Genomic DNA, 19,164 nt, shown 5'->3' with positions numbered 1-19,164 from the left:
GGACGATCAGAAGGTCTTGCGCAACTGCACGCCGAAGGTGCGCGGATCACCCGGGAAGCCGACATTCCAGCCGAGCGATTCCAGGTTGGTCGCCGCGTTGAGATAGCGCTCCTTGGTCAGGTTCTTGCCGAACACCGCGATGTTCACGCCGATGCTGTCGATATTGTAGGCGATACGGGCATCGAGCAGCGTGTAGCCCGGCTGCGAGACGCTGGCGTCGTTCTGGCCGACCTGCGGCCGGAAATTGACCAGGCTGCGATAGGAGAGGTTGGCGTTGAACTCGATCGAGCCGTTGGCCACCGGCAGCGTGTAGGAGGTTCCCGCGTTCCAGGTCCATTTCGGCGCCGGGAAGGACAGGTTGCTCAGGTCCTGAAGGTTGCCGGTCGCATCGAGGGCGAAATATTTGTCATACTTCGCCCGCAGATAAGCGGCGCTGCCGTTGATCTGCCACTCTGGCGTGATTTGCGCCGTCACCTCGATCTCGCCGCCATAGGGCTTCGCCTTGGCGGCGTTGCGGATCAGCGTGACGACCTGTCCGTTGACCGCATCGCGGATCTGCGCCTGGATGTTGGTATAATTCTGCCGGAAGACGGCGCCGTTGATGCGCAGGCGACGATCGAGCAGGTCCGATTTGAAGCCGAGTTCGAAATTGTCGACCACCTCGGGAAGGAACGGCGTGAAGTTGGCGGCCAGCGTCGCCGCCGTCGCCGGGACGGAACTCGCGGCCTGGATGCTGAAACCGCCGGCGCGATAGCCCCGGCTGTAGGAACCGTAGACCATGAGCTGCGGGAGCGGCCGCCAGTCGGCGCTGGCGAGCCAGGTCATCTTCTTCGAAGAGGTCGACGCCGAATAGGTGCAGACCGCCGGATCGATCGACCCGCCGCCGACCGTGACGAAGCAGGCGTTGCGCGAGGCGGGCGGCACCGGATCGTTCGCATAGGAGACGTCGCGGCGGTTGTGCGACGTCACCGCGCGATCGTCCTTGGTGTAGCGAAGCCCGCCGGTGACGCGGAAGCCGCCGCCGAAATTGTACACGGCCTGCGCATAGGCCGCCTTCGACTTGTTGGTCAGATCGGCGTCGACCACCGACGCCCGGCCGGTATTGACGTAGCTCAGCGCGTTGCTGAACGACCCCTCGTTGCCGGTTTCCTTGTTGTAGAACAGGCCGAGCTGCCAATCGAGGCCGGTGCCGTCGATCGCCGATGCCTGGAATTCCTGGCTGAAATTCTTTTGCCGGGTGGTGACGAGCGAATGCTGGAGCGAGAAGGGCGTGGAATCGAGATCCTGCCCGTTCGCCACCCGCAAGCGGCGAAGCGCCGAGATCGACTTGAGGGTGACGTCGCCCAGTTCATATTCGAGCGTCGCCGAGAAGCCGTAATGCTTGACGTCGTCGACGATCGGCCCGGTGCCGGCATTGCCGTAGAAATCGCCGCTGTCGGTATACTGGTTCCCGGACCGGGAGAAGTAGGTCAGCCACTGGTTATAGGCGGTCATGCGATCGGCCGCCGAAGTGGGATCGAGGCCAAGCTGGGCGGCGATCGCGCCCAGCGATCCGGTCGCCGAATTGCCGCGCGCCAGCATCCCGTTATAGGTCAGCAGGACGTTGGTGCTGGTGTTGTTCTGCTTGTAGTAATCAGCCGACAACAGGATGTGCAGATCGTCGGTGGGATCGGCCCGCACCAAGGCGCGGCCGAACCAGGCCCGGTCGACGCCGACGTCGACGCCGACGCCGTTCTCGCCATAGCCGTCGCGATGGATGCGCTGTCCGACGACGCGGACGGCCAGCTTGTCGTCCACGATCGGCAGGTTCAGCGCCGCGACGATCTGCTTGTTGTCATAGGAGCCGTAGAGCAGGTCGACATAGCCGCCGAGTTGATAGGTCGGATGCTGGGTCGTGATATTGAGAGCGCCGCCGGTCGTGTTCTTGCCGAACAGCGTGCCCTGCGGCCCCTTCAGCACCTCGATCTGGGCGAGGTCGATCATGTTGGAGCGGAGGCCGTAGCTGCGGGTGAGCGGAACGCCGTCGATATAGACGCCCACCGAACCGTCGGTGCTGAGCCGGCTGTCGGCCTCGGTCTGTCCACGGATGGTCAGCTTGGCGCGGCCGCCGGTGTTCTGCGACGATATGAACAGGCCGGGCGTGACCTTCTGGATGTCGACGACGTCGCGAACGCTGAGCCGCTGGAGATTCTCGGCCGTCACCGTCGTGATGGCGATCGGCACGTTCTGCGCGCTTTCCGACGAGCGCCGCGCGGTGACGACGATATCCTGGAGACCCGAGGTGGGCCCGGCGGCATCCTCGGCAGGCACAGCCTGCGCGAACCCGGCGCCGGGAACCAGGACAAGGCCGATCGCGGTGGCGAGGTGGAGGGCCGATCGCGACGAAAGACGATTGGATTTCAGCATCTTATCTCCTCCCAAAGAAGCGTGCCATTTCAGCAATGGGCTTTCGGGGTTTTTTCTTTTTGTGCAGGCTGGCGAACCCGGATGGCCGCCAGTCCAGCAGTCCGAGCCATAGCGCCCGGCCTCGGTCCGCATCCAAGACGCGTCTATTGGTATTTAGGCGGACCTGCGGGCCCGGCGGCGCAGGGAAGAGCGGCGATCGGCGATCCGCCAAGCGCCATCCTCGAAGATGATCTCGTCGCGGAACTCGCCGAAACCGATCAGCCGAGGCATCGGGCCGCGCCGCGCCGCGAAGATCGCCGTGTGGGTGGCCAGCAACCGATCGTCACCGAACGCGACGACGAAGGGATTCTCGCCGACATGCGTCTCGCGCTCGTCGCCGGCCCCATGCGCGCCGTTCGCCCAGTTGCGCCGGTAGAAGACCATGATCGCATCGCGCCCCTCGATCACCGGCGCGGACGTGCCGTTGGAGGTGATCGCCAGCCGCGCGTCGCGCGCCCAGACTTCGGCGAAAGCGGCCTCGTCCTCGGCATCCTTCAGATGCTTGGCCTTGGCGATCAGGTGACGGGCGGCCTCGCGCTGTTCGGGGGTCGCCTCGCGGGTGCCGGCGAAACGATCCGTCATGCGCCCTTCCCTCCGGCGGCGGCGCCATAAGCCTGGGTCAGCATCCCGTCGACCGCATGCAGCAACCGCCCGCCGTCGACAGGGATCACCGCTCCGGTCGTGAAGGAACTCGCGTCGCTCGCGAGGAAGGCCGCCACCGAGGCGATCTCGTCGACCCGGCCGCCTCGCCGCATCGGCAACCCCGCGATCCGCCGGGCGCCGGCCGGGCTGTCGAACAGCGCCTGGCTGCCGCTCGAGGCGACCATGCCCGGCGCGATCGTGTTGGCGCGGACGTTGCTGCGGCCGAACTCCGCCGCATAATTCTTCATCATCTGCCATTCGGCCGCGCGGGCGATGGTGGCGCAGGACCGTTCGGTGGTGGATTCGAACACCGAGCCCGAGCCGATATAGATCAGCGACCCGCCGCCAGCCGCGACCATGTGCGGGATCACCATGTTGGACAGCCAGAAGCGGCTCCGGAAGATATAGGTGAGCTGTTCCTCCAGCACCGCGTCGGGCGTGTCGATCGAGGGACCGATCCAGGGACGGATGGTGGGCGCGCAGAGCAGGGTCGTGACCGCGCCGAACCGCTCCAGCGCCAGATCGACCAGCGCGCGCAGATGGGCCTTGTCGCCGATGTCGCCGGCCAGCGCCGCCGCGATCGTCCCGCCCCCGGCGAAGCGCGCATTGAGATCGGCCGCCACGGCATCGAGCGCGGACGCAGTCCGGCTGGTCAGGATCAGCCGCGCGCCGCTGGCGGCGAAGCATTCGGCACAGGCGGCGCCCATGCCCTGGGTTGCGCCGGTGACGATGGCGACGCGGCCCGACAGATCGAAACGGTCCTGACTCAAGGCATTCCCCTCCACCCCGCGTCGCGGGCTGATCGTCTATTCGTGCAGATAGGACAGGACTCCGCCGTCCACCTGGATGGTCTGTCCGGTGATATAGCGCGCCGCGTCGCTGACCAGATAGGCGACGATGTTGGAAATATCGGCCGGCTCGCCCAGATAGGGCGTCAGCACGTTGCCGCGCGATTGCGCCAGCCGCTCGGGGCTCAGCGTCGTCAACATGCGCTCGCTCTGGATCGTCCCCGGCGCCACCGCATTGCTGCGGATGCCCTTCTTGCCATAGGCGACAGCGATGTGGCGGCTGAGCATGATCAGCCCGGCTTTCGACGTGCCATAGGCAACGCGACGCCCCGACTGGGGCGGCGCGATCCCCTGGCGCGAGACGATGGTGACGACCGATCCGCCGCCGCCGTCGATCATCGCCGGGATCAGCGCGCGCGAGACGAGCAGGCTGCCGCGCAGGTTGACCGCCATCGTCCGGTCCCAGATCGCGAGGTCGGTCGACAGCAGGTCGAGATCCCCCGCCACATCGGTGTGCGCGGCATTGTTGACCAGCGCGTCGACCCGGCCGAACCGGTCGATCACCGCCCGCGCCATCGCCGCAACCGACGACTCGTCCGCTATGTCGCAGGCGAAGCCCTGCGCGCCGCCACCGATCGCGTCCGCCCGCGCGGCCGCCGCCGCCCCGTCGATGTCGACGATGGCGATGCGCGCGCCGAGGCGGGCGCACAGCGCCGCCATGTCGGCGCCCAGACCGCCGCCGCCGCCCGTGATCAGGACGACCTTGTCCTTCAGGTCCAGCATTAGGTTCCTCGTTCCGATCAACGCCCCGGGCGCTGCCCTTCCATCTGGGTCCAGACGCCCGTCGTCGCGCGTACCCAGCCCGAGGCGGCGAAGGTACCGCCGTCGACCGGGATGACGTCGCCGGTCACATAGGAAGCCATCTTCGAGCTGAGATAGACGACGAGGTCGGCGCATTCGACATCGTCGCTCTCGCGCAGCAGCGGGATGACGCGGCGCATCTTGTCGTCTTCGTCGGGGGTCGGCACCCGCCATGTCGCCGGATCGACCGGCCCCGATCGGTTGCCACGCCCTCCGGGGGTGATCGTATGGTCGGGCGCGATACAGTTGACCCGGATCGCATGCCCCGACAGCTCCAGCGCCATCGATTTGGTGAAGCTCACCATCGCCGCCTTGCACGCCGCATAGACCGCGACATTGGGGCCGGCCCGCAACGCCTCGATCGACGCCACGTTGACGATCGATCCGCCCCGGCCGCCCCGGATCATGATCGGCGCGGCTTCCTGCGTGGCGCACAACATGCTGACGAAGTTGATGTCGATGTGCCGCCGCCAGCTCCGTTCGCTCTGTTCCAGGAAGGGCTTATGGACCACCCCACCGACATTGTTGACGAGGATGTCGACCCGCCCGAATTCCGCATCCGCGGCGGCGATCAGCGCACGAATCTGGCCGGTCTCCATCACGTCGGCGGGGAACGCCAGCGCCCGCCGGCCGCGTTCGCGCACCCTCTCGGCCGTCTCCTCGCACCGCTCGGGAACGATGTCGGCGATCACCACGTCGGCGCCGAACTCGGCGAAGCGCAACGCGCAGGCCCGACCGATGCCGCCGCCGCCGCCCGTCACGATGGCGACCTGATCGGTCAGCAGAATATCCTCGGGTCCCGCCAACACACCTCTCCTTGCCCTGTGCACCGGTTCGATTGACGCGGCGTCGGTTTATCCTAATGCTGAGGAAGCATCGTTCAGGATATCGCGAGCACTATGGCACGGCCGAAACAGAATCTTTATGGGCAAGAAATGGGCAGTAAGGGGATTTTGACCCGAGCCCGGATCGTCGCCGCCACCGCCAACCTGATGCAGCGCCGTCCGCTTCGCGAATTGCGAGTCGCGGAGATTGGACAGATGGCGGCCGTATCTTCGTCTACCTTCTACCTCTATTTCGAGAGCGTCGCCGAAGCCGGCCTCGCCGTCGTCGAGGAGGTGCAGCAGGCGACCCCGGAACTGATGGCGCTGCTCGCCAGCACATGGACCGCCGACAATGTCATGGCCAAGGCGAAAGCGTTCGTGCAGGCCTATATGGCGGTATGGGACACGCATCACGCACTGCTGCGCATCCGCAACTTCGTCGCCGACGAGGGCGACAAGCGCTTCCACGACGTGCGCCGCCGCGCGGTGGAGCCGATCCACCTCGCGCTTCAGGAAAAGATCGAGACGCTCCAGGCCGATCTCCCGCCCGACCAGCGCCTCGATCCGCCGTCGACCGCGTCGGTCGTGCTCGCCATGCTCGAGCGCACGGCCGCCCTCATCCGCCTGCCGTCGGCGCACAAGGCGACGCGCCCCCGCCAGATCGAGACGACAGCCTTCCTCCTCGCCAGCGCGCTGATGGGTGGCATGCCGCGCGATGTGAGGAACACGCGCAAGACCCCGGAGAAGCCGGCGGACCAGTCCCGCCCGGCCCGCCGGCGCGCACGACAGGCCGAGGACGGCGCGCCCAGCGCCTGAGAGGCTGCTTGGGAATGCGCCTGACGGCGCACGGCGACGCCGGCCCGGGACCCGTCAGGCCATGGCTGCGCGCAGCGACCGCCATTGCTCCGCGAGCATATCCCGCATCGCCGGATCGGCGATCGCGATCAGCGCCTCGGCCCGCCCGTCGAGCGAGGCGTGGCGCAGGTCGGCGACGCCATGTTCGGTGACCACCATGTCCGCGAGGTTGCGGGGTAGCGAGACCGAGGGGGCCGACAAGCGCGCGACGATACGGCTGATCGCGCCGCCCTTCGCCGTGGCGGGCAGCATCGTGATCGACCGCCCCCCCGGCGAGGCGATCCCCGCCGCCGCGAAATCAGGCGCGCCGCCGACGCCGCTGACCGGACGCCCGCCCTGCCATTCCAGGTTGACCTGCCCGAACAGGTCGACCTCCAGCGCCGAGTTGGCCGCGAAGAAGCGCTCCTCCCGCCCGATCCGGCCGGCGTCGTGCGTCTCCCGCGCATCGGCGAAGCGGATCAGGTCGCGATCGGCAAGCGCCCGGTAGAAACCCTCGCTTCCCGCCGCGATGCCGCTGACATGTCCGTCCGGCGCCAGCGCGCCGCGATCGGCGAGGGTCAGCAATTCCTCGCTCGCCAGGCCGGAGCGGAGCCGCAGGCCGCGATGGTCGCCCAGCGCCGCCCAGAGCGCGGCGGGCGCGCCGCCGATGCCGACCTGCACCGCCGCGCCGTCGGGGATCAGCGCCGCTACATGGCCGGCGATCACCCGCGCCGTCGCGTCCGGCCGCGCGGGCGCGACCTCGATCAGCGGACCGTCGAGTTCGACCACCAGATCGGCCTCGGCCAACGCGATTGCGGGGCCGCGCCGCATCGACGGCATATGCGGATTGACGATCGCGATCCGCTGGCGCGCGGTGCTCCAGGCGATCGGCGAGAAATCGGCGGCGATGCCGAACGATGCCCGACCGTCGGCAGCGGGCGGCGCGACATGCGCGACCGCGATGTCGAATGAAGCGGCGGCGATGTGGCGGGCGATCGCCGAATAGGCGAGCGGCAGCAGCCGCACCCGCCCCTGCGCGAAGGCTTCGCGCGTGGCGGCGGGGAGCATGAAGATCGTCAGCCGGGCATCGGGCGCGAGCCCCGCATAATCGACGCCGTTCATGCCCGGCAGAAGGCAGCTCGTCACATCGACGCCGCGCAGCCGTCCGGGGTCGGCCGTCAGCGCATCCGCCAGCGCGAGGCTCTCCCCCGTGGCGCCGGGCAGATAGACGGACGCGCCAGGCCGGAAACGGTCGAGCAGATCGGCAATCGGCATGTGGGCGACACCCCTATTTCCCAAGGATCGGGAACCGTCTTCCTATGGCCGTCATGCGGATAGCCCAAGGAGGAGGGTTTCATGGTTGAGGGAGCTTAGCCGATAATGGGGATTTCCTGATGGCTGCGCGCCACGCCGGACCCGGATAGCATCGTCGCCCGACACTCCCGAGGACAGGACCTGATGCACGGTTTGGACGGAAAAGACGGCAGCAGTGCCGTCCAGGGCGCGGCCAACCGCTGGTGGGCGCTCGCCCTGCTGACCGGCATCTATTGCTGCCACACCATCGACAGGCAGGTGATCGCGGTGGTGATGGAAGCGGTGAAGCATGACCTGAAGCTCAGCGATTCCTATGTCGGCTTCCTCGGCGGCATGGCGCATGCGCTGGGCTTCATGATCACCGTCATCCCGCTCGGCCTGCTCGCCGACCGCACCAATCGGGTACGGCTGCTGTCGGGACTGGTGATGCTGTGGAGCTTGTTGACGGCGCTCGGGTCACTCGCCTCCAACGCGGTCACCCTCGCCCTGTTGCGGCTCGGCGTCGGCGCGGCGGAGGGGGGCGGCGCGTCCACCGCCACCGCACTGATCGCCGATCATTTCGCCCCGCGCCAACGCGGCCTCGCCTTCGGCATCTTCTATGCCAGCACCGCGCTGGGAATCGCACTGATCTTCCTGTTCGGCGGGATGGTGGCGCATGCCTATGGCTGGCGGGCGGCCTTCCTGCTCGCCGGCATGCCGGGCATCGTCATGGGCCTGCTGACCCTGCTGACCCTGCGCGAGCCGCTGCGCGGCCAGCTCGACAGCGCGGGTCCGGCCCCGAAGCGCACATCGTTCCGGGCCGCCTTCCAGGCGATGCGCGCCGAGCCCGCCCTTCCCTGGTCGATCGCCGGCGTCACGCTGGGGTCGTTCGTCGTCGCCGCCGTCTTCGCCTGGTCGGTTTCCTTCTTCGGCCGGGCGCACGGCACCGATGTCCGCGACGCCGGGCTGATCCTCGCCCTGTCGATCGGCGTGATCCAGGGGCTGTGCCTGCCGATCTTCGGCCGCATCAACGACCGGCTGTCGCGCGGCCGGCGCGATCGCATCCACCTCGTCACCACTGTCGGCCTGCTCGCGAACGTACCGGTCGAGCTGGCGCTGTTCCTGTCGCCCAGCCTGCCGATGGCGATCGCCGCCATGCTGCTGCTCGGCGTCACCACCGCCGCCTGGCTCGGCCAGTGCTTCGGATCGGTGGTCTCGCTGTCGCCGCCCGAGCTGCGCGGCACCATCTCGGGCATGAGCCAGCTCTGCACCAACCTGCTCGGCACCGGCGCCGGTCCGCTGGTCGCGGGCCTGCTCAGCGATGCGCTGGGCGGTGGCGAAGCGGGATTGCGGACCGCGCTGATCATCATGGCGCTGGGCAATATCCCGGCGGCGCTGACCCTGGTCGCGGCGACCCGCTGTCTGCGCCGGCCCGAGGCAGGCGGCGGGCCGGTCCCGGCGATCGCCTGACGATCAGAAGATCGAATAGCCCCCGTCGATCACGAAGTCGTCGCCGGTGTGGAACCGCGATGCGTCGGACGCGAGATAGACGGCGATGCCGCCGAAGTCGGCCGGCTCGCCCCAGCGGCGCGCCGGGGTGCGCTTCACCACCGCCTCGGACGCCGCGCCCTCCTCCCGCGCCCAGGCGGTGCGGTCGGTGGCGATCCAGCCGGGGGTGATGGTGTTGGCACGGATGCCGTGGCGGCCATATTCGACGGCGATCGAGCGGATCAGCGGCACCATCGCGCCCTTGGTGGCGGCATAGGCCTGGTTGCGCGACACGCCCTGGAAGGTGGCGATCGTCGATATGCCGACGATCGATCCGCCGGGATCGCCCGCCTGCGCCCGCTCGGCCATCGCCGCCGCGGCCGCCCGCAGGCACCAGATCGTGCCTTCCAGGTTGATCGCCACGACGTCGCGCAGCATGGCGGCGTCGATTTCGTGGAAGGGCGTGCCGCGCTTGCCGACCGCGGCGTTGGCGATGAAGCAATCGACCCGCCCCATCTCCCCGACCGAGCGGGCCATGGCGGCATCCACCGCCTCGCGGTCGGCAATGTCGAGGGCGATGTCCAGCACCCTGGCCCCCATCGCGCGCAGCGCCCCGACGGCGGCGGCGTTCTTGTCGGCCTTGCGCCCCCATATGACGATGTCGGACCCGGCCTGCGCCAGCGCCGCCGCCATGCCGAAACCGATGCCGCCATTGCCGCCCGTCACCAGGCTGACCTTGCCGGTCAGGTCGAAGGGACGAAACGCCATGGCAGCTCCTCCCGCCAATCCGTCAGGGACGCATCATCTGGCCGCCGTCAACCGACCAGATCTGGCCGGTGACCCAGGAGGCCTCGTCGGACAGCAGGAACAACACCGTGTTGACGATGTCCTGCGTCTGCCCGACCCGCTTGAGCGGCAGCGTGTCGAGCAGCCCCTGCAACCGTTCGGGCGCCACCGAGGTGCGGGTCGCCATCGTGTCGGTCGGCCCGGGCGCGACAGCGTTGACGCGGATGTTCTGCGGCCCCAGTTCCTTGGCGAGCGCGATGGTGAGGCCGTTCACACCGAGCTTCGACAGGCCGTAATAATTGCCCGCATACCAGGCCGCGCTCGACGACTGGTTGAGCACCACCCCGCCGCCGCGCGCGACCAGCGCGGGATGCGCGGCGCGCGTCATCAGCAGCACGCTTTCGAAATTGACCGCCATGAAGCGGCGATAATAAGCGAGGTCGATCTGCATCCACGGCTCGCGCCGCATCCCCGCGAAGATCGCCGCGTTGTTGACGAGATAATCGAGCCCACCGAACGCCTCGACCGTCGCGTCGACGCAGGCCTGGCATGAATCCTCCGACGACACGTCGGTGGCGAGGTGGATCGCCTTGCCGCCCGCCGCGACGATCTCCTCCGCCACGCGCCGGGCATTGTCGGCGTTGATCTCGGCGACCACGACCGCCGCGCCCTCGGCGGCGATTGCCTTGGCATAATGCTCGCCGATGCCCTGGCCCGCGCCCGTGACGATCGCCACCTTGTCCTTGAACCGCATGATCCGATTTTCTCCAGAAGATGATATGGGTTGGCTCAACCGATCGCCGCGAGCAACGAGCCGATCGTCGGCAGCGTGTCGACATCGGCGACCATCGCCGCCACGCGCCGCGCCTGCTCGCCGCCCATCAGCCCATCGACGACATCAAGGAATTTCGTCTCGATATCCGCCGCGGTCGCCGGGTTGGTGGGGTAGCCGCGCGGCGCGGGCTGGAAGGCGGTCTCGACCGTGCCGTCCTTGAAATGGACGGTGACGCCGCCGCACAGCTCGACGGCGTCGGCGGGGACGACGATCGCGACCGGCTCGATCCGGCTGGCGAACGCCTTCAACTCCTCGTCGGCCCAGCAGGCCGGATCGGCGAGGTCCCGGATCAGCACCCGCCCCTTCACCACGCGCAGCGCGCAGGCGAAGGCGAGGCTGAACTGCGCGCTCAGCATGTCCTGCGGATGGACGATCGCCGCGCCATGCGGAATCGCCCAGTCGACGATGCCGCATTCGATCCGCTCGATCTCCTCGGCGCGGGCGGGGCGGCGGTCGAGCACCATGGCGAGCGCATCGAGCACGCCATGGGTGGTGCCGACCATCGGATGGAGCTTCACCATCGTGCGCAGGATGTGGAAGCTGCCGTCCCAATAGCTCTCGGCATCCTTCGGCTGGCGCTCCGTGAACAGGTTGTGGATGCCGCGCGGCCCTTCGAAGATCGTCACCGGGCCGGTCAGCCCGGCCTGCGCCAGCAGCGCCGCCTGGACGCCGGCGCGCGACGCCATGCCGGCGTGGAAGCGCTTCACCTCCCCGCCCGACTGATCATATTCCATCGTCCCCGACGCGTCGCTGCCGGCGATCGCCAGCGCGTTGGCGGTCTGCTCCGCGGTCAGGCCGAGCAGCTTGGCGGTGGCCGCCGCGGCACCGAACACGCCGCCGATCTTCATCCCGTGCCAGCCGATATCGAGGGTGCGACGGTTCACCGGCCCCTGCGACCAGACCATCGCCTGATAGCCCGCGACGATCGCGACGAGCAGGTCCTTGCCGCTGGCGTCCGTGCGTTCGGCGAGCGCCAGCGCGGCCGGGATCACGCAGACGCCGGGATGGCCGCAGTCGAAATGGGCGTCGTCATATTCGCAGCTATGGCCGAAGGTGCCGTTGGCATAGGCCGCATAGGCCGCGGTCGCCCGGCCGCCGCCGCCGATCACGCTCGCCTCGGGCAGGGTCGCCATGATCTCCAGCAGCGCGCGCGCCGGCGCCACCTGCGGCAGGGTCGAGCCGAGCCGCGCGACGCCGAGGAAGTCGAGCAGAAGCAGGCGGGCGCGGGCGCGCACCTCCTCGGGGATATCCTCGTAGCTTAGCGCCTCGATCCAGGCGGCCTGGCGCTCGGCCAGCGTCGGACGCGCGATCGGTCGATGCACTGTCATGATTCCCTCTCCCCGGCCTGTCCTATCATGTCCTGTCGAGCCTCGATCTATATCGAACGCCCGTCCCTACGGCGTGATGGGTTCGACGGGTTTAAGTCGTCTCCACCCTTAATGCCCGTTTTCCGGGCATTTCTGCGGCGCGAGCGGGCCTTCCGCAACGCGCGCGGCCCTTGACGCTCCAGCGGCGGCTTCCGATGAAGCTGATCCATGAACCATATCGCCAACGCCATGGCCCGCTGAGATGGGCGACGCTTACCCCCGCATCGGCGGCCGGCTGCGCCGGCTGATCGACCTGCGCCGGGAACCCGATGGCGCGGTGGTCGGCTGGCTGGAAGATGATTTCCACCATTTCGGCGTGACGATCGAGCATCGCGACGGGGTGATGACCGACGTGCGCGCCGTGGCGGTGCGGGCGCCCTTCACCACCTGCCCGGCGGCGACACTCGGCCTCAAGGGCATGATCGGCCACGCGCTCGCCGCCCGCTCGACGGAGATCGGACGGATGGTGTCGATGCGCCGGCAATGCACCCATATGTTCGATCTCGCCGGGCTGGCGATGGCGCATGCGGCGGCGGGCCGGGCGCATCGCCGCTACGAGGCGCTGGTCGAGGATCGCGAGATCGCCGCCTGGGAACAGGGCCATCGGCGCCTGCTGGGCGCCGGCGCCGCGACGCTGCTGCGCGACGGCGCGCCGGTGCTGACCTGGGCAATCGACCGGCGCGCGATCACCGGACCGGCGGACTGGGCGGGCCAGCCGCTGGTCGAAGGGTTCCGCGAACGCACCGAAGCGATGGATATCGAAGCGGCCGAGGATGCGACCGTGCTGCGCCGCGCGGTGATGGTCGCCGCCGGCCGCACGCTCGATCCCGACCTCTACCCCACCGCGCGCGACCGGGGACAGAGCGGCGTCTGCTACACCTTCCTCGAGGAGAATCGCGACCGGGGGCTGCGCAACTTCGGCAGCACGCTCAACTATGAGGCTTCGTCCGAGGGGATGCTCTCGCATCTGGCGGAGCGGCCCTGAGGGTCCGCTACCGCCCCACCTCGTCCCGCGCCTTCACGGCCTCGCGCAACGCCCCGCGCGCGAAGAACAGCAGCAGGATGGTCGCAAGCAGCGACACGCCCACCACCACCGCGATCGACAGGCCGATCGCCTGCCGGTCGCGGAAAACATATTGCGCCAGGCTGGGCACCAGCGTCGGCGCCAGCGCGAGCCCGAAGATGCCCGAGGACAGTGTCTGGATGCCCATCACCCGCGCGCGCAGGCCCGGCGGCGTCGAGAGCTGGAGCGCGGCGGTCATCCCGCCCGATCCGAGCAGCAGCACCGACACCATCATGTAGAGCGGCAAGAACGTCCCCGGCCCCACCCACAGGAAAGTGAGCGCGGTCACCGGGATGCACAGCATGTAGAGGCCGGGGTAGAGGCGATAATGGACGTCGCGCCGTCCGCCGCGCAACAGCCGGTCGCTCGTCATCCCCCAGCCGATATTGGCGGCGGCACCACAGGCCGATCCGATCGCGAGCACCATGCCGACCCGATCCGCTCCCCAACCGAAGCCGCGTTCGAGGTAGGCCGGCGCCCAGAGCAGCACTGCATAGCAGGCCGACGACATCAGGCCATAAGCGAGGTTGTGGCAGATGATCAGCCGGGTGTGTGCGCGCAGGAAACGGAGATAGCCGTCATTCTCACCCCCGGCGACCGCGACCGTCTTGGGCACCGGTTGCGAAGCCCCGCGATGGATCGCGAAGGCGAGCAGCGCGAGCGGTATGCCCGGCAGCGCCGACAGCACGAACGCAGCCCGCCACGCGTCGAGATGGCCAAGCAACGGCAGCACCGCCCCGCCCCGCGCGTCGAGCCAGGCGATCGCCTTGCCGCCGACCAGCAGCGCGAGCACCGATCCGATGTTGGAGCCAGCGAAGAAGATGCTCGTCGCCATGGTGATCCGGCCGCGCGGGAAGACGGCGGCGATCAGCGCGAGCGAGGCGGGAGGCAGGAAACCCTCGCCGATGCCGACCAGCGCCCGCGCGAGGAACAATTGTTCGAACGACCAGGCGAGCCCGGTCGCCGCCGCCGCGAGCGACCAGCCGAGCACCGCCACGAACAGGATCGTCCGCTTCGAATAGCGATCGAGCAGCCAGCCCGCGCCGAACACGCTGATCGTGTAGAAGATGCCGAACGCCGCGCCGACGAGCAGGCCGAGCTGGCTGTCCTGGAGATCGAGCCCCTTGCCCATCGGATTGACCAGCAGCGCGATCATCTGCTTGTCCACGAAGGACATCAGGTAGAAGAGCAGCAGGACCGTAAGGGTGATCCAGGCCGATGCCCGGATCGGATCGTCGGCGCCCGCCGGCGGGGCGGACGGGATCGCGGCCGCGTCGCTCACAGCATCAGCATCCCGCCGTCGACCATGATCGACTGGCCGGTGACGAAGCTTGCCTCGGGCTCCGCCAGGAAGGTGACGGCGCGCGCGATGTCGTGGCCGGTGCCGATACGCGGCACCGCCGACGTGATGAACTCGAACGCCACCCCGGCCTCGGCCTTGCGCTTCTCGCGCGAGGCCGCGCGCGCGGTGGCGATCGCACCGGGGCAAACCGCGTTGACGGTGATGTCCATCGCGCCCAGTTCCTGCGCCAGCGTCTGGGTCAGGCCGACGACGGCGAATTTGGAGGCGCAATAGGCGGCGCGTTCGGGCACGCCGCGCTTCCCGGCGCCCGACGCGATGTTGACGATCCGGCCCGCGATCGCCTCGCCATCCGCCCGGCGCGCGAGCAGATGACGGATCACCGCCCGGCTCATCAGGAAGGTGCCGCGCGTGTTGATCCGCATCACCATATCGAAGGCGTCGACCGGAATCTCCCAGCTCGTCCCACGGTCGGGGCCGTGCGGCGCGCCGGCATTGTTGACGAGGATATCGACCCGGCCCAGCGCGGCGATCGCTTCGCCGACCATGCGCCCGGCGTCGGCCTCCTCGCCAATGTCCCCGGTCAGCGCGACGGCGCGACGGCCCATCGTCCGCACCTCCTCGACCAGGCTGGTCAAGCCGCGCCAGCCGACGGCCGTCTCGGCCTCGCTCGCATCGGCGATGTTGCGCACGCCGTCGACACGCAGATCGGTGACGGCGACGTCGGCCCCGGCGGCGGCGAGATCGAGCGCGACCGCACGCCCGATGCCCTGGAGGCGGCCGCAGCCCGTCACCAGCGCGACCCGGCCCGCCAGCCTGCCGGCCCCTGCGCTTTGCTCGCCTTCAGCCATCGCCATCTCCCGACTTTCCACCTGCCTATGGAGCATGGAAGGGGCGCACAATGGATGGCCGGCGGCCCACCATGGGGAAAACATCCCGAGACCCGGCAGGCTCCCGGCGCTCAAAGTTGACAATATATCAGTTCTTCCTAGACGGGACGGCGGGCATCGGGGCCCGGTCTCGGCGGGAAGAGCGCGTGGCGGGAAGCAAGGACGCGGACAGGCAGGCATCCGCCATGGGTGCGCCGTTGCGCCAACGCGCCTTCCGGCGCATCTGGACGGCCAGCCTTTTCTCCAATCTCGGCCAGCAGGTCCAGGCCGTGGCGGCGGCCTGGACGATGCTGCAAATCACCCATGCGCCGCACCTGGTCGCGATGGTGCAGACCGCGTCGATGCTGCCGATCATGCTGCTGGCCATCGCGGCGGGCGCGATCGCCGACATGTACGACCGGCGCAAGGTGGCGATCGCCGCGCTCTGCCTGTCCTTTTCGGGCGCGCTACTGCTGGCGGCGGTCGCCGCGCTCGGGCTGATCTCGCCAGTCCTTATCCTGCTGTGCTGCTTCATCGTGGGCACCGGCCTCGCCCTCTATTCGCCCGCCTGGCAATCCTCCGCGTCGGAGGTGGTCGGGCCCGAGGCGATGCCGGCGGCGGTCGCGCTTTATTCGCTGTCCAACAACGCCGCGCGCAGCGTCGGTCCCGCGATCGGCGGCATCATCGTCGCCTCGGCGGGAATGGTCGTCGCCTTCTCGCTCAACGCCGTGCTCTACCTGCCGATCCTGATCGCGCTCTACCTGTGGAAGCGGCAGGCCGAGCCGCCGCGCCTGCCGCCGGAGCGGCTCGACCGGGCGATGCTGGCGGGCCTGCGCTATGTCCGCCACGCGCCGCCTATCCGCCGCGCGATCGGCCGCACCGTCGCCATGGCGATGGGCACGTCGGCGATCTATTCGATGACTCCGTTCGTGGCGCGGCAGATATTGGGCGGCGGCCCGGGAACCTACGGCCTGCTGCTCGGCGCCTTCGGGATCGGAGCGGTCGGCTTCGGCCTGGCGACCGCGCGGCTGCGCGCCCGTTTCCCGATCGAATGGACGGTGCGCGGCTGTAGCCTGATGCTCGGCCTGGCGCTGCTGCTGATCTCGCTCAGCCGCCATACCCCGCTGACCGCCCTCGCCATGCTCTGCGCGGGCGGGGCGTGGATGGTGAGCATATCGCTGCTCAACGTTTCGGTGCAGCTCTCCTCCCCCCGCTGGGTCAGCGGCCGGGCGCTGGCCGCCTTCCAGGCCGTGATCGCCGGCGGCCTCGCGGGCGGGGCCTGGCTATGGGGTCAGATCGGACAGCAGATCGACGTCGCGACCGCGATCCAGATCGCGGGCATGGTGATGCTCGGCAGCATCTTCCTCGGCTATCTGCTGCCGCTGCCGGCCAGCGCCGCGATCGAAGCGGGGCCACCACCGGGCAGCGATCCCGTGGTCAAGCTCGACATCACCGGGCGCAGCGGCCCGGTCGTGATCGAGATCGAATATGCGGTGGCGCCCGAGGATGCCCGGCGCTTCTACGACGTGATGCGGCAGGTGAAGCGCAGCCGCGAGCGCAATGGCGCGTTCGACGTCTCGCTCGCCCGCGACATGGCCGATCCCAGCGTCTGGGTCGAACGCTTCCACTATCCCACGTGGAACGACTATCTGCGCGCCCGCGATCGACCGACCGCCGAGGATCTCGCCGTTCGCGACCGGGCGACCGAGTTCCAGATCGAGAAGCACGAACCGCGCGTCCGGCGGATGCTGGAGCGACCGTTCGGGTCGGTGCGCTGGCGCGACGAGGCCCCCGACCATGGCCCCCGCATGTCCGACTTCGCGCCGGTCCCGCCGCCGGGCAACAGCTGACCGGGCAGCCCGCTTCCGGGAAAGGCGTACCTCAACCCGGCGCTATTCGAATGACGGGCCACCCGGGCCGGCCTGTAGGATGCCGTCGTGCGGGGTTCCGGTGCCATCGGCAACGGAGCGTCGCGGCAAGGCAACAAGGAGAGACTTCATGGAACTGGCCGGAAAGAGCGCGGTCGTCACCGGCGCCGGCAGCGGGATAGGACGCGGCATCGCTCTGGCGTTCGCCGACGCCGGGACGAATGTGGTGGTGGTCGACATCGAAGGCGCCAAGGCGGAGGCCGTGGCCGCCGAGGCGGCGGCGCGCGGGGTGCGATCCTCGTCCTTCGCCGCCGACGTGCGCGATCCGGCCGCGGTCGCGGCGATGGCGGACCATGCCTGGTCGGCGCTGGGCCGCATCGACATTCTCTGCAACAATGCCGGGGTGTGTCTGACCGGGCCGGGCTTCGACATCTCCGACACCGATTTCCGCTGGCAGCTCGACGTCAACGTCGTCGGCGTGTTCAACGGCATGCGCGAGTTCGGCCGCCGCTTCCGCGAACAGGGGGGACCGGCCTGGATCGTCAGCACCGGATCGCATCATTCGATCGGCGCGCCGACCAGGGGCATCGCCGCCTATGTCGCCTCCAAGCACGCGGTGCTGGGGTTGAGCGAGGCGTTCCGCACCGAATATGGCCCCGCGATCGGCGTGGGCGTGCTCTGCCCCGGCATCGTCAACACCTCGATCTGGGACGCCGGGCGCAACCGGCCGGCCGAATATGGAGGCAAGGTCTCGGGCGACCCGCGCAACCAGCAGGCGATGCTCGACCTCGGCATGAACCCCGAGCGGGTCGGCCAGCTCGTCGCGGCGGGGATCGAGAATGAGGACTTCTACATCTGGACCCACCCGCAGGACCTCGACCTGATCGAGAAGCGCTATGCGGAAGGGCGCGACACGATCACCCGGCAATGGCCCGACGGACCGACCGCCGAGCACAAGATGACCCCGCACGAGGTCTGAGCGACAAGAAAAGGCCCGGCCGGCGAATGCCGGACCGGGCCACGTCCCTTCCCGTCACCGCGGCTTCCGCCGGGATGACGCCTTTGTCGCCGCTTCAGCTGTAATGATAAGGCGCCGGCTTCCATTCCGCCCAGCGCGCCGGATCATGCGAGTAGAACAGCTCGGCGTCATGTTCCTCGGCGAGCTGGCGCAGCCGTTCGAGCGAGGCGAAGGACTGCTTCACGTCGCTGTGCGAATTGGCGATGATATTCTCCTCCAGGCTGCGCTGCGTGTAGCAGGCGTCCCCGGTGAACAGCATCGGCCGGCGATCGGCCAGTTCGACCATCAGGCTGTAATGGCCGGGCGTGTGTCCGGGCGTTTCGAACAGGGTCACGCCCTTCGCGATCCGGGCATCCCCGGAAATCAGTTCGAACCGCGGCGTGTAGATGTCGTCCGCGCGATCGGAGACATCGTTCGCAGCGCTCGTGCCGGATACGCTGCGGTCCGAATAGCCCATGGCTTCCCAGGGCTCGGGCTCGTCATAGGCCTCCAGCTCGCACTTGTGGCAGATGGTGGTCGCGTGGGTGCAGTGGTGGTTCCCGCCAACATGGTCGACATGGTAGTGCGAGTTCAGGACATGGGTGATGTCCTTCGGCCGGAGCCCGATCAGGTCGAGCTGGCCCGGAACCGTCTGCCGCGCGCTCTGATCGACGTTCACGAACGGAAGATTCCTGGCGAAGAAGCCGCCGTCATATCCCGTGTCGAACAGGAAGCGCCCCTCGGCATGATCGATCAGCACGCCATAGGTGGGGAAGCGGAAGGGGCCGCCAGGGCCCCTTCCCCAGAACATCATGTAGCCATCCATCACGAGCGAACCGAAATCGAGAAGATAGACTTTGGTCTTGGTCATCGCCGCCTTTTCCTATCCGGTGTCGCTCGTGAT

Annotated in this window: 17 protein-coding genes; 5 read left to right on the top strand and 12 right to left on the bottom strand. The window is 68.7% G+C overall.

The window, feature by feature from the left end; all coding sequences use genetic code 11:
• Positions 1-6: 6 nt before the first annotated feature.
• The 5 genes from HRJ34_RS22980 to HRJ34_RS22960 form a co-directional block, all read right to left on the bottom strand.
• Complete coding sequence (locus tag HRJ34_RS22980; protein WP_208632510.1) at positions 7-2,406, bottom strand: TonB-dependent receptor; 2,400 nt, start codon at positions 2,404-2,406, stop codon at positions 7-9.
• A 153-nt stretch (positions 2,407-2,559) separates the two neighbouring features.
• The gene (locus HRJ34_RS22975; protein WP_208632509.1) at positions 2,560-3,027 is read right to left on the bottom strand and encodes a nuclear transport factor 2 family protein; all 468 of its coding nucleotides are present in this window, start codon (positions 3,025-3,027) and stop codon (positions 2,560-2,562) included.
• Positions 3,024-3,857, bottom strand: coding sequence for an SDR family NAD(P)-dependent oxidoreductase (locus HRJ34_RS22970; protein WP_208632508.1), 834 nt, complete (start codon positions 3,855-3,857; stop codon positions 3,024-3,026). Before HRJ34_RS22970 ends, HRJ34_RS22975 begins: the two co-directional genes overlap by 4 nt.
• Before the next feature lie 36 nt (positions 3,858-3,893).
• On the bottom strand, positions 3,894-4,658 hold the full coding sequence (locus HRJ34_RS22965) for an SDR family NAD(P)-dependent oxidoreductase (RefSeq protein ID WP_208632507.1): 765 nt from the start codon (positions 4,656-4,658) through the stop codon (positions 3,894-3,896).
• Between the two features lie 17 nt (positions 4,659-4,675).
• Positions 4,676-5,542, bottom strand: a complete 867-nt coding sequence (locus HRJ34_RS22960) for an SDR family NAD(P)-dependent oxidoreductase (RefSeq protein ID WP_208632506.1) — start codon at positions 5,540-5,542, stop codon at positions 4,676-4,678.
• Between the two features lie 93 nt (positions 5,543-5,635).
• Here HRJ34_RS22960 and HRJ34_RS22955 point away from each other — a divergent pair, with 93 nt between their 5' ends.
• Positions 5,636-6,376, top strand: a complete 741-nt coding sequence (locus tag HRJ34_RS22955; protein ID WP_319025631.1) for a TetR family transcriptional regulator — start codon at positions 5,636-5,638, stop codon at positions 6,374-6,376.
• 54 nt (positions 6,377-6,430) lie between these two features.
• Here the strand turns inward: HRJ34_RS22955 and HRJ34_RS22950 are convergent, their stop codons facing one another.
• On the bottom strand, positions 6,431-7,669 hold the full coding sequence (locus HRJ34_RS22950; protein ID WP_208632504.1) for an acetyl-CoA hydrolase/transferase family protein: 1,239 nt from the start codon (positions 7,667-7,669) through the stop codon (positions 6,431-6,433).
• A gap of 183 nt (positions 7,670-7,852) precedes the next feature.
• Here HRJ34_RS22950 and HRJ34_RS22945 point away from each other — a divergent pair, with 183 nt between their 5' ends.
• On the top strand, positions 7,853-9,157 hold the full coding sequence (locus HRJ34_RS22945) for a spinster family MFS transporter (protein ID WP_208632503.1): 1,305 nt from the start codon (positions 7,853-7,855) through the stop codon (positions 9,155-9,157).
• 3 nt (positions 9,158-9,160) lie between these two features.
• On the opposite strand, the gene HRJ34_RS22940 is transcribed toward HRJ34_RS22945, so the two are convergent.
• Genes HRJ34_RS22940 through HRJ34_RS22930 form a run of 3 tightly spaced genes read right to left on the bottom strand, consistent with a single transcriptional unit; the run spans position 9,161 to position 12,124 of the window.
• Positions 9,161-9,943, bottom strand: coding sequence for an SDR family NAD(P)-dependent oxidoreductase (locus tag HRJ34_RS22940; RefSeq protein WP_208632502.1), 783 nt, complete (start codon positions 9,941-9,943; stop codon positions 9,161-9,163).
• A gap of 22 nt (positions 9,944-9,965) precedes the next feature.
• Positions 9,966-10,715: an SDR family oxidoreductase gene (locus tag HRJ34_RS22935; RefSeq protein WP_208632501.1), complete on the bottom strand. Its 750-nt coding sequence runs from the start codon at positions 10,713-10,715 to the stop codon at positions 9,966-9,968.
• Between the two features lie 35 nt (positions 10,716-10,750).
• A complete protein-coding gene (locus HRJ34_RS22930) occupies positions 10,751-12,124 on the bottom strand; it encodes an MmgE/PrpD family protein (protein ID WP_208632500.1) in 1,374 nt (457 codons plus the stop codon).
• A 241-nt stretch (positions 12,125-12,365) separates the two neighbouring features.
• Between HRJ34_RS22930 and HRJ34_RS22925 the strand changes: the two genes are divergently transcribed.
• Positions 12,366-13,148: a DUF2889 domain-containing protein gene (locus tag HRJ34_RS22925; protein ID WP_208632499.1), complete on the top strand. Its 783-nt coding sequence runs from the start codon at positions 12,366-12,368 to the stop codon at positions 13,146-13,148.
• A 7-nt stretch (positions 13,149-13,155) separates the two neighbouring features.
• Here HRJ34_RS22925 and HRJ34_RS22920 read toward each other — a convergent pair whose 3' ends face one another.
• Together HRJ34_RS22920 and HRJ34_RS22915 are read right to left on the bottom strand one after the other, a co-directional pair.
• Entirely contained in the window at positions 13,156-14,508 is a 1,353-nt protein-coding gene (locus HRJ34_RS22920; RefSeq protein ID WP_208632498.1) for an MFS transporter, read from the bottom strand.
• Complete coding sequence (locus tag HRJ34_RS22915; protein WP_208632497.1) at positions 14,505-15,377, bottom strand: SDR family NAD(P)-dependent oxidoreductase; 873 nt, start codon at positions 15,375-15,377, stop codon at positions 14,505-14,507. The genes HRJ34_RS22920 and HRJ34_RS22915 overlap by 4 nt, the downstream gene beginning before the upstream one ends.
• Before the next feature lie 224 nt (positions 15,378-15,601).
• Between HRJ34_RS22915 and HRJ34_RS22910 the strand changes: the two genes are divergently transcribed.
• Positions 15,602-17,245, top strand: a complete 1,644-nt coding sequence (locus HRJ34_RS22910) for an MFS transporter (protein ID WP_208632496.1) — start codon at positions 15,602-15,604, stop codon at positions 17,243-17,245.
• Positions 17,246-17,393: 148 nt separating this feature from the next.
• Positions 17,394-18,242 (top strand): SDR family NAD(P)-dependent oxidoreductase, encoded by an 849-nt coding sequence (locus tag HRJ34_RS22905; RefSeq protein WP_208632495.1) that lies wholly within the window; start codon positions 17,394-17,396, stop codon positions 18,240-18,242.
• 94 nt (positions 18,243-18,336) lie between these two features.
• Here the strand turns inward: HRJ34_RS22905 and pldA are convergent, their stop codons facing one another.
• Entirely contained in the window at positions 18,337-19,131 is a 795-nt protein-coding gene (pldA, locus tag HRJ34_RS22900) for a 4-pyridoxolactonase (RefSeq protein ID WP_208632494.1), read from the bottom strand.
• Between the last annotated feature and the right edge of the window lie 33 nt (positions 19,132-19,164).

Origin of the sequence: Rhizorhabdus wittichii, assembly GCF_017607425.1 — a bacterium.
Taxonomy (GTDB): Bacteria; Pseudomonadota; Alphaproteobacteria; order Sphingomonadales; family Sphingomonadaceae; genus Rhizorhabdus; species Rhizorhabdus wittichii.
This window is presented reverse-complemented; position numbering and strand designations above follow the sequence as displayed.

What these genes read in the sequence shown, in the direction of transcription:
- HRJ34_RS22975 (WP_208632509.1), bottom strand. Translation starts at nt 3,027, where the DNA reads ATGACGGATCGTTTCGCCGGCACCCGCGAGGCGACCCCCGAACAGCGC.
- HRJ34_RS22915 (WP_208632497.1), bottom strand. Translation starts at nt 15,377, where the DNA reads ATGGCTGAAGGCGAGCAAAGCGCAGGGGCCGGCAGGCTGGCGGGCCGG.
- HRJ34_RS22910 (WP_208632496.1), top strand. Translation starts at nt 15,602, where the DNA reads ATGGGTGCGCCGTTGCGCCAACGCGCCTTCCGGCGCATCTGGACGGCC.
- HRJ34_RS22965 (WP_208632507.1), bottom strand. Translation starts at nt 4,658, where the DNA reads ATGCTGGACCTGAAGGACAAGGTCGTCCTGATCACGGGCGGCGGCGGC.
- HRJ34_RS22925 (WP_208632499.1), top strand. Translation starts at nt 12,366, where the DNA reads ATGGGCGACGCTTACCCCCGCATCGGCGGCCGGCTGCGCCGGCTGATC.
- HRJ34_RS22935 (WP_208632501.1), bottom strand. Translation starts at nt 10,715, where the DNA reads ATGCGGTTCAAGGACAAGGTGGCGATCGTCACGGGCGCGGGCCAGGGC.
- HRJ34_RS22945 (WP_208632503.1), top strand. Translation starts at nt 7,853, where the DNA reads ATGCACGGTTTGGACGGAAAAGACGGCAGCAGTGCCGTCCAGGGCGCG.
- HRJ34_RS22950 (WP_208632504.1), bottom strand. Translation starts at nt 7,669, where the DNA reads ATGCCGATTGCCGATCTGCTCGACCGTTTCCGGCCTGGCGCGTCCGTC.
- pldA (WP_208632494.1), bottom strand. Translation starts at nt 19,131, where the DNA reads ATGACCAAGACCAAAGTCTATCTTCTCGATTTCGGTTCGCTCGTGATG.
- HRJ34_RS22980 (WP_208632510.1), bottom strand. Translation starts at nt 2,406, where the DNA reads ATGCTGAAATCCAATCGTCTTTCGTCGCGATCGGCCCTCCACCTCGCC.
- HRJ34_RS22955 (WP_319025631.1), top strand. Translation starts at nt 5,636, where the DNA reads ATGGCACGGCCGAAACAGAATCTTTATGGGCAAGAAATGGGCAGTAAG.
- HRJ34_RS22940 (WP_208632502.1), bottom strand. Translation starts at nt 9,943, where the DNA reads ATGGCGTTTCGTCCCTTCGACCTGACCGGCAAGGTCAGCCTGGTGACG.
- HRJ34_RS22930 (WP_208632500.1), bottom strand. Translation starts at nt 12,124, where the DNA reads ATGACAGTGCATCGACCGATCGCGCGTCCGACGCTGGCCGAGCGCCAG.
- HRJ34_RS22905 (WP_208632495.1), top strand. Translation starts at nt 17,394, where the DNA reads ATGGAACTGGCCGGAAAGAGCGCGGTCGTCACCGGCGCCGGCAGCGGG.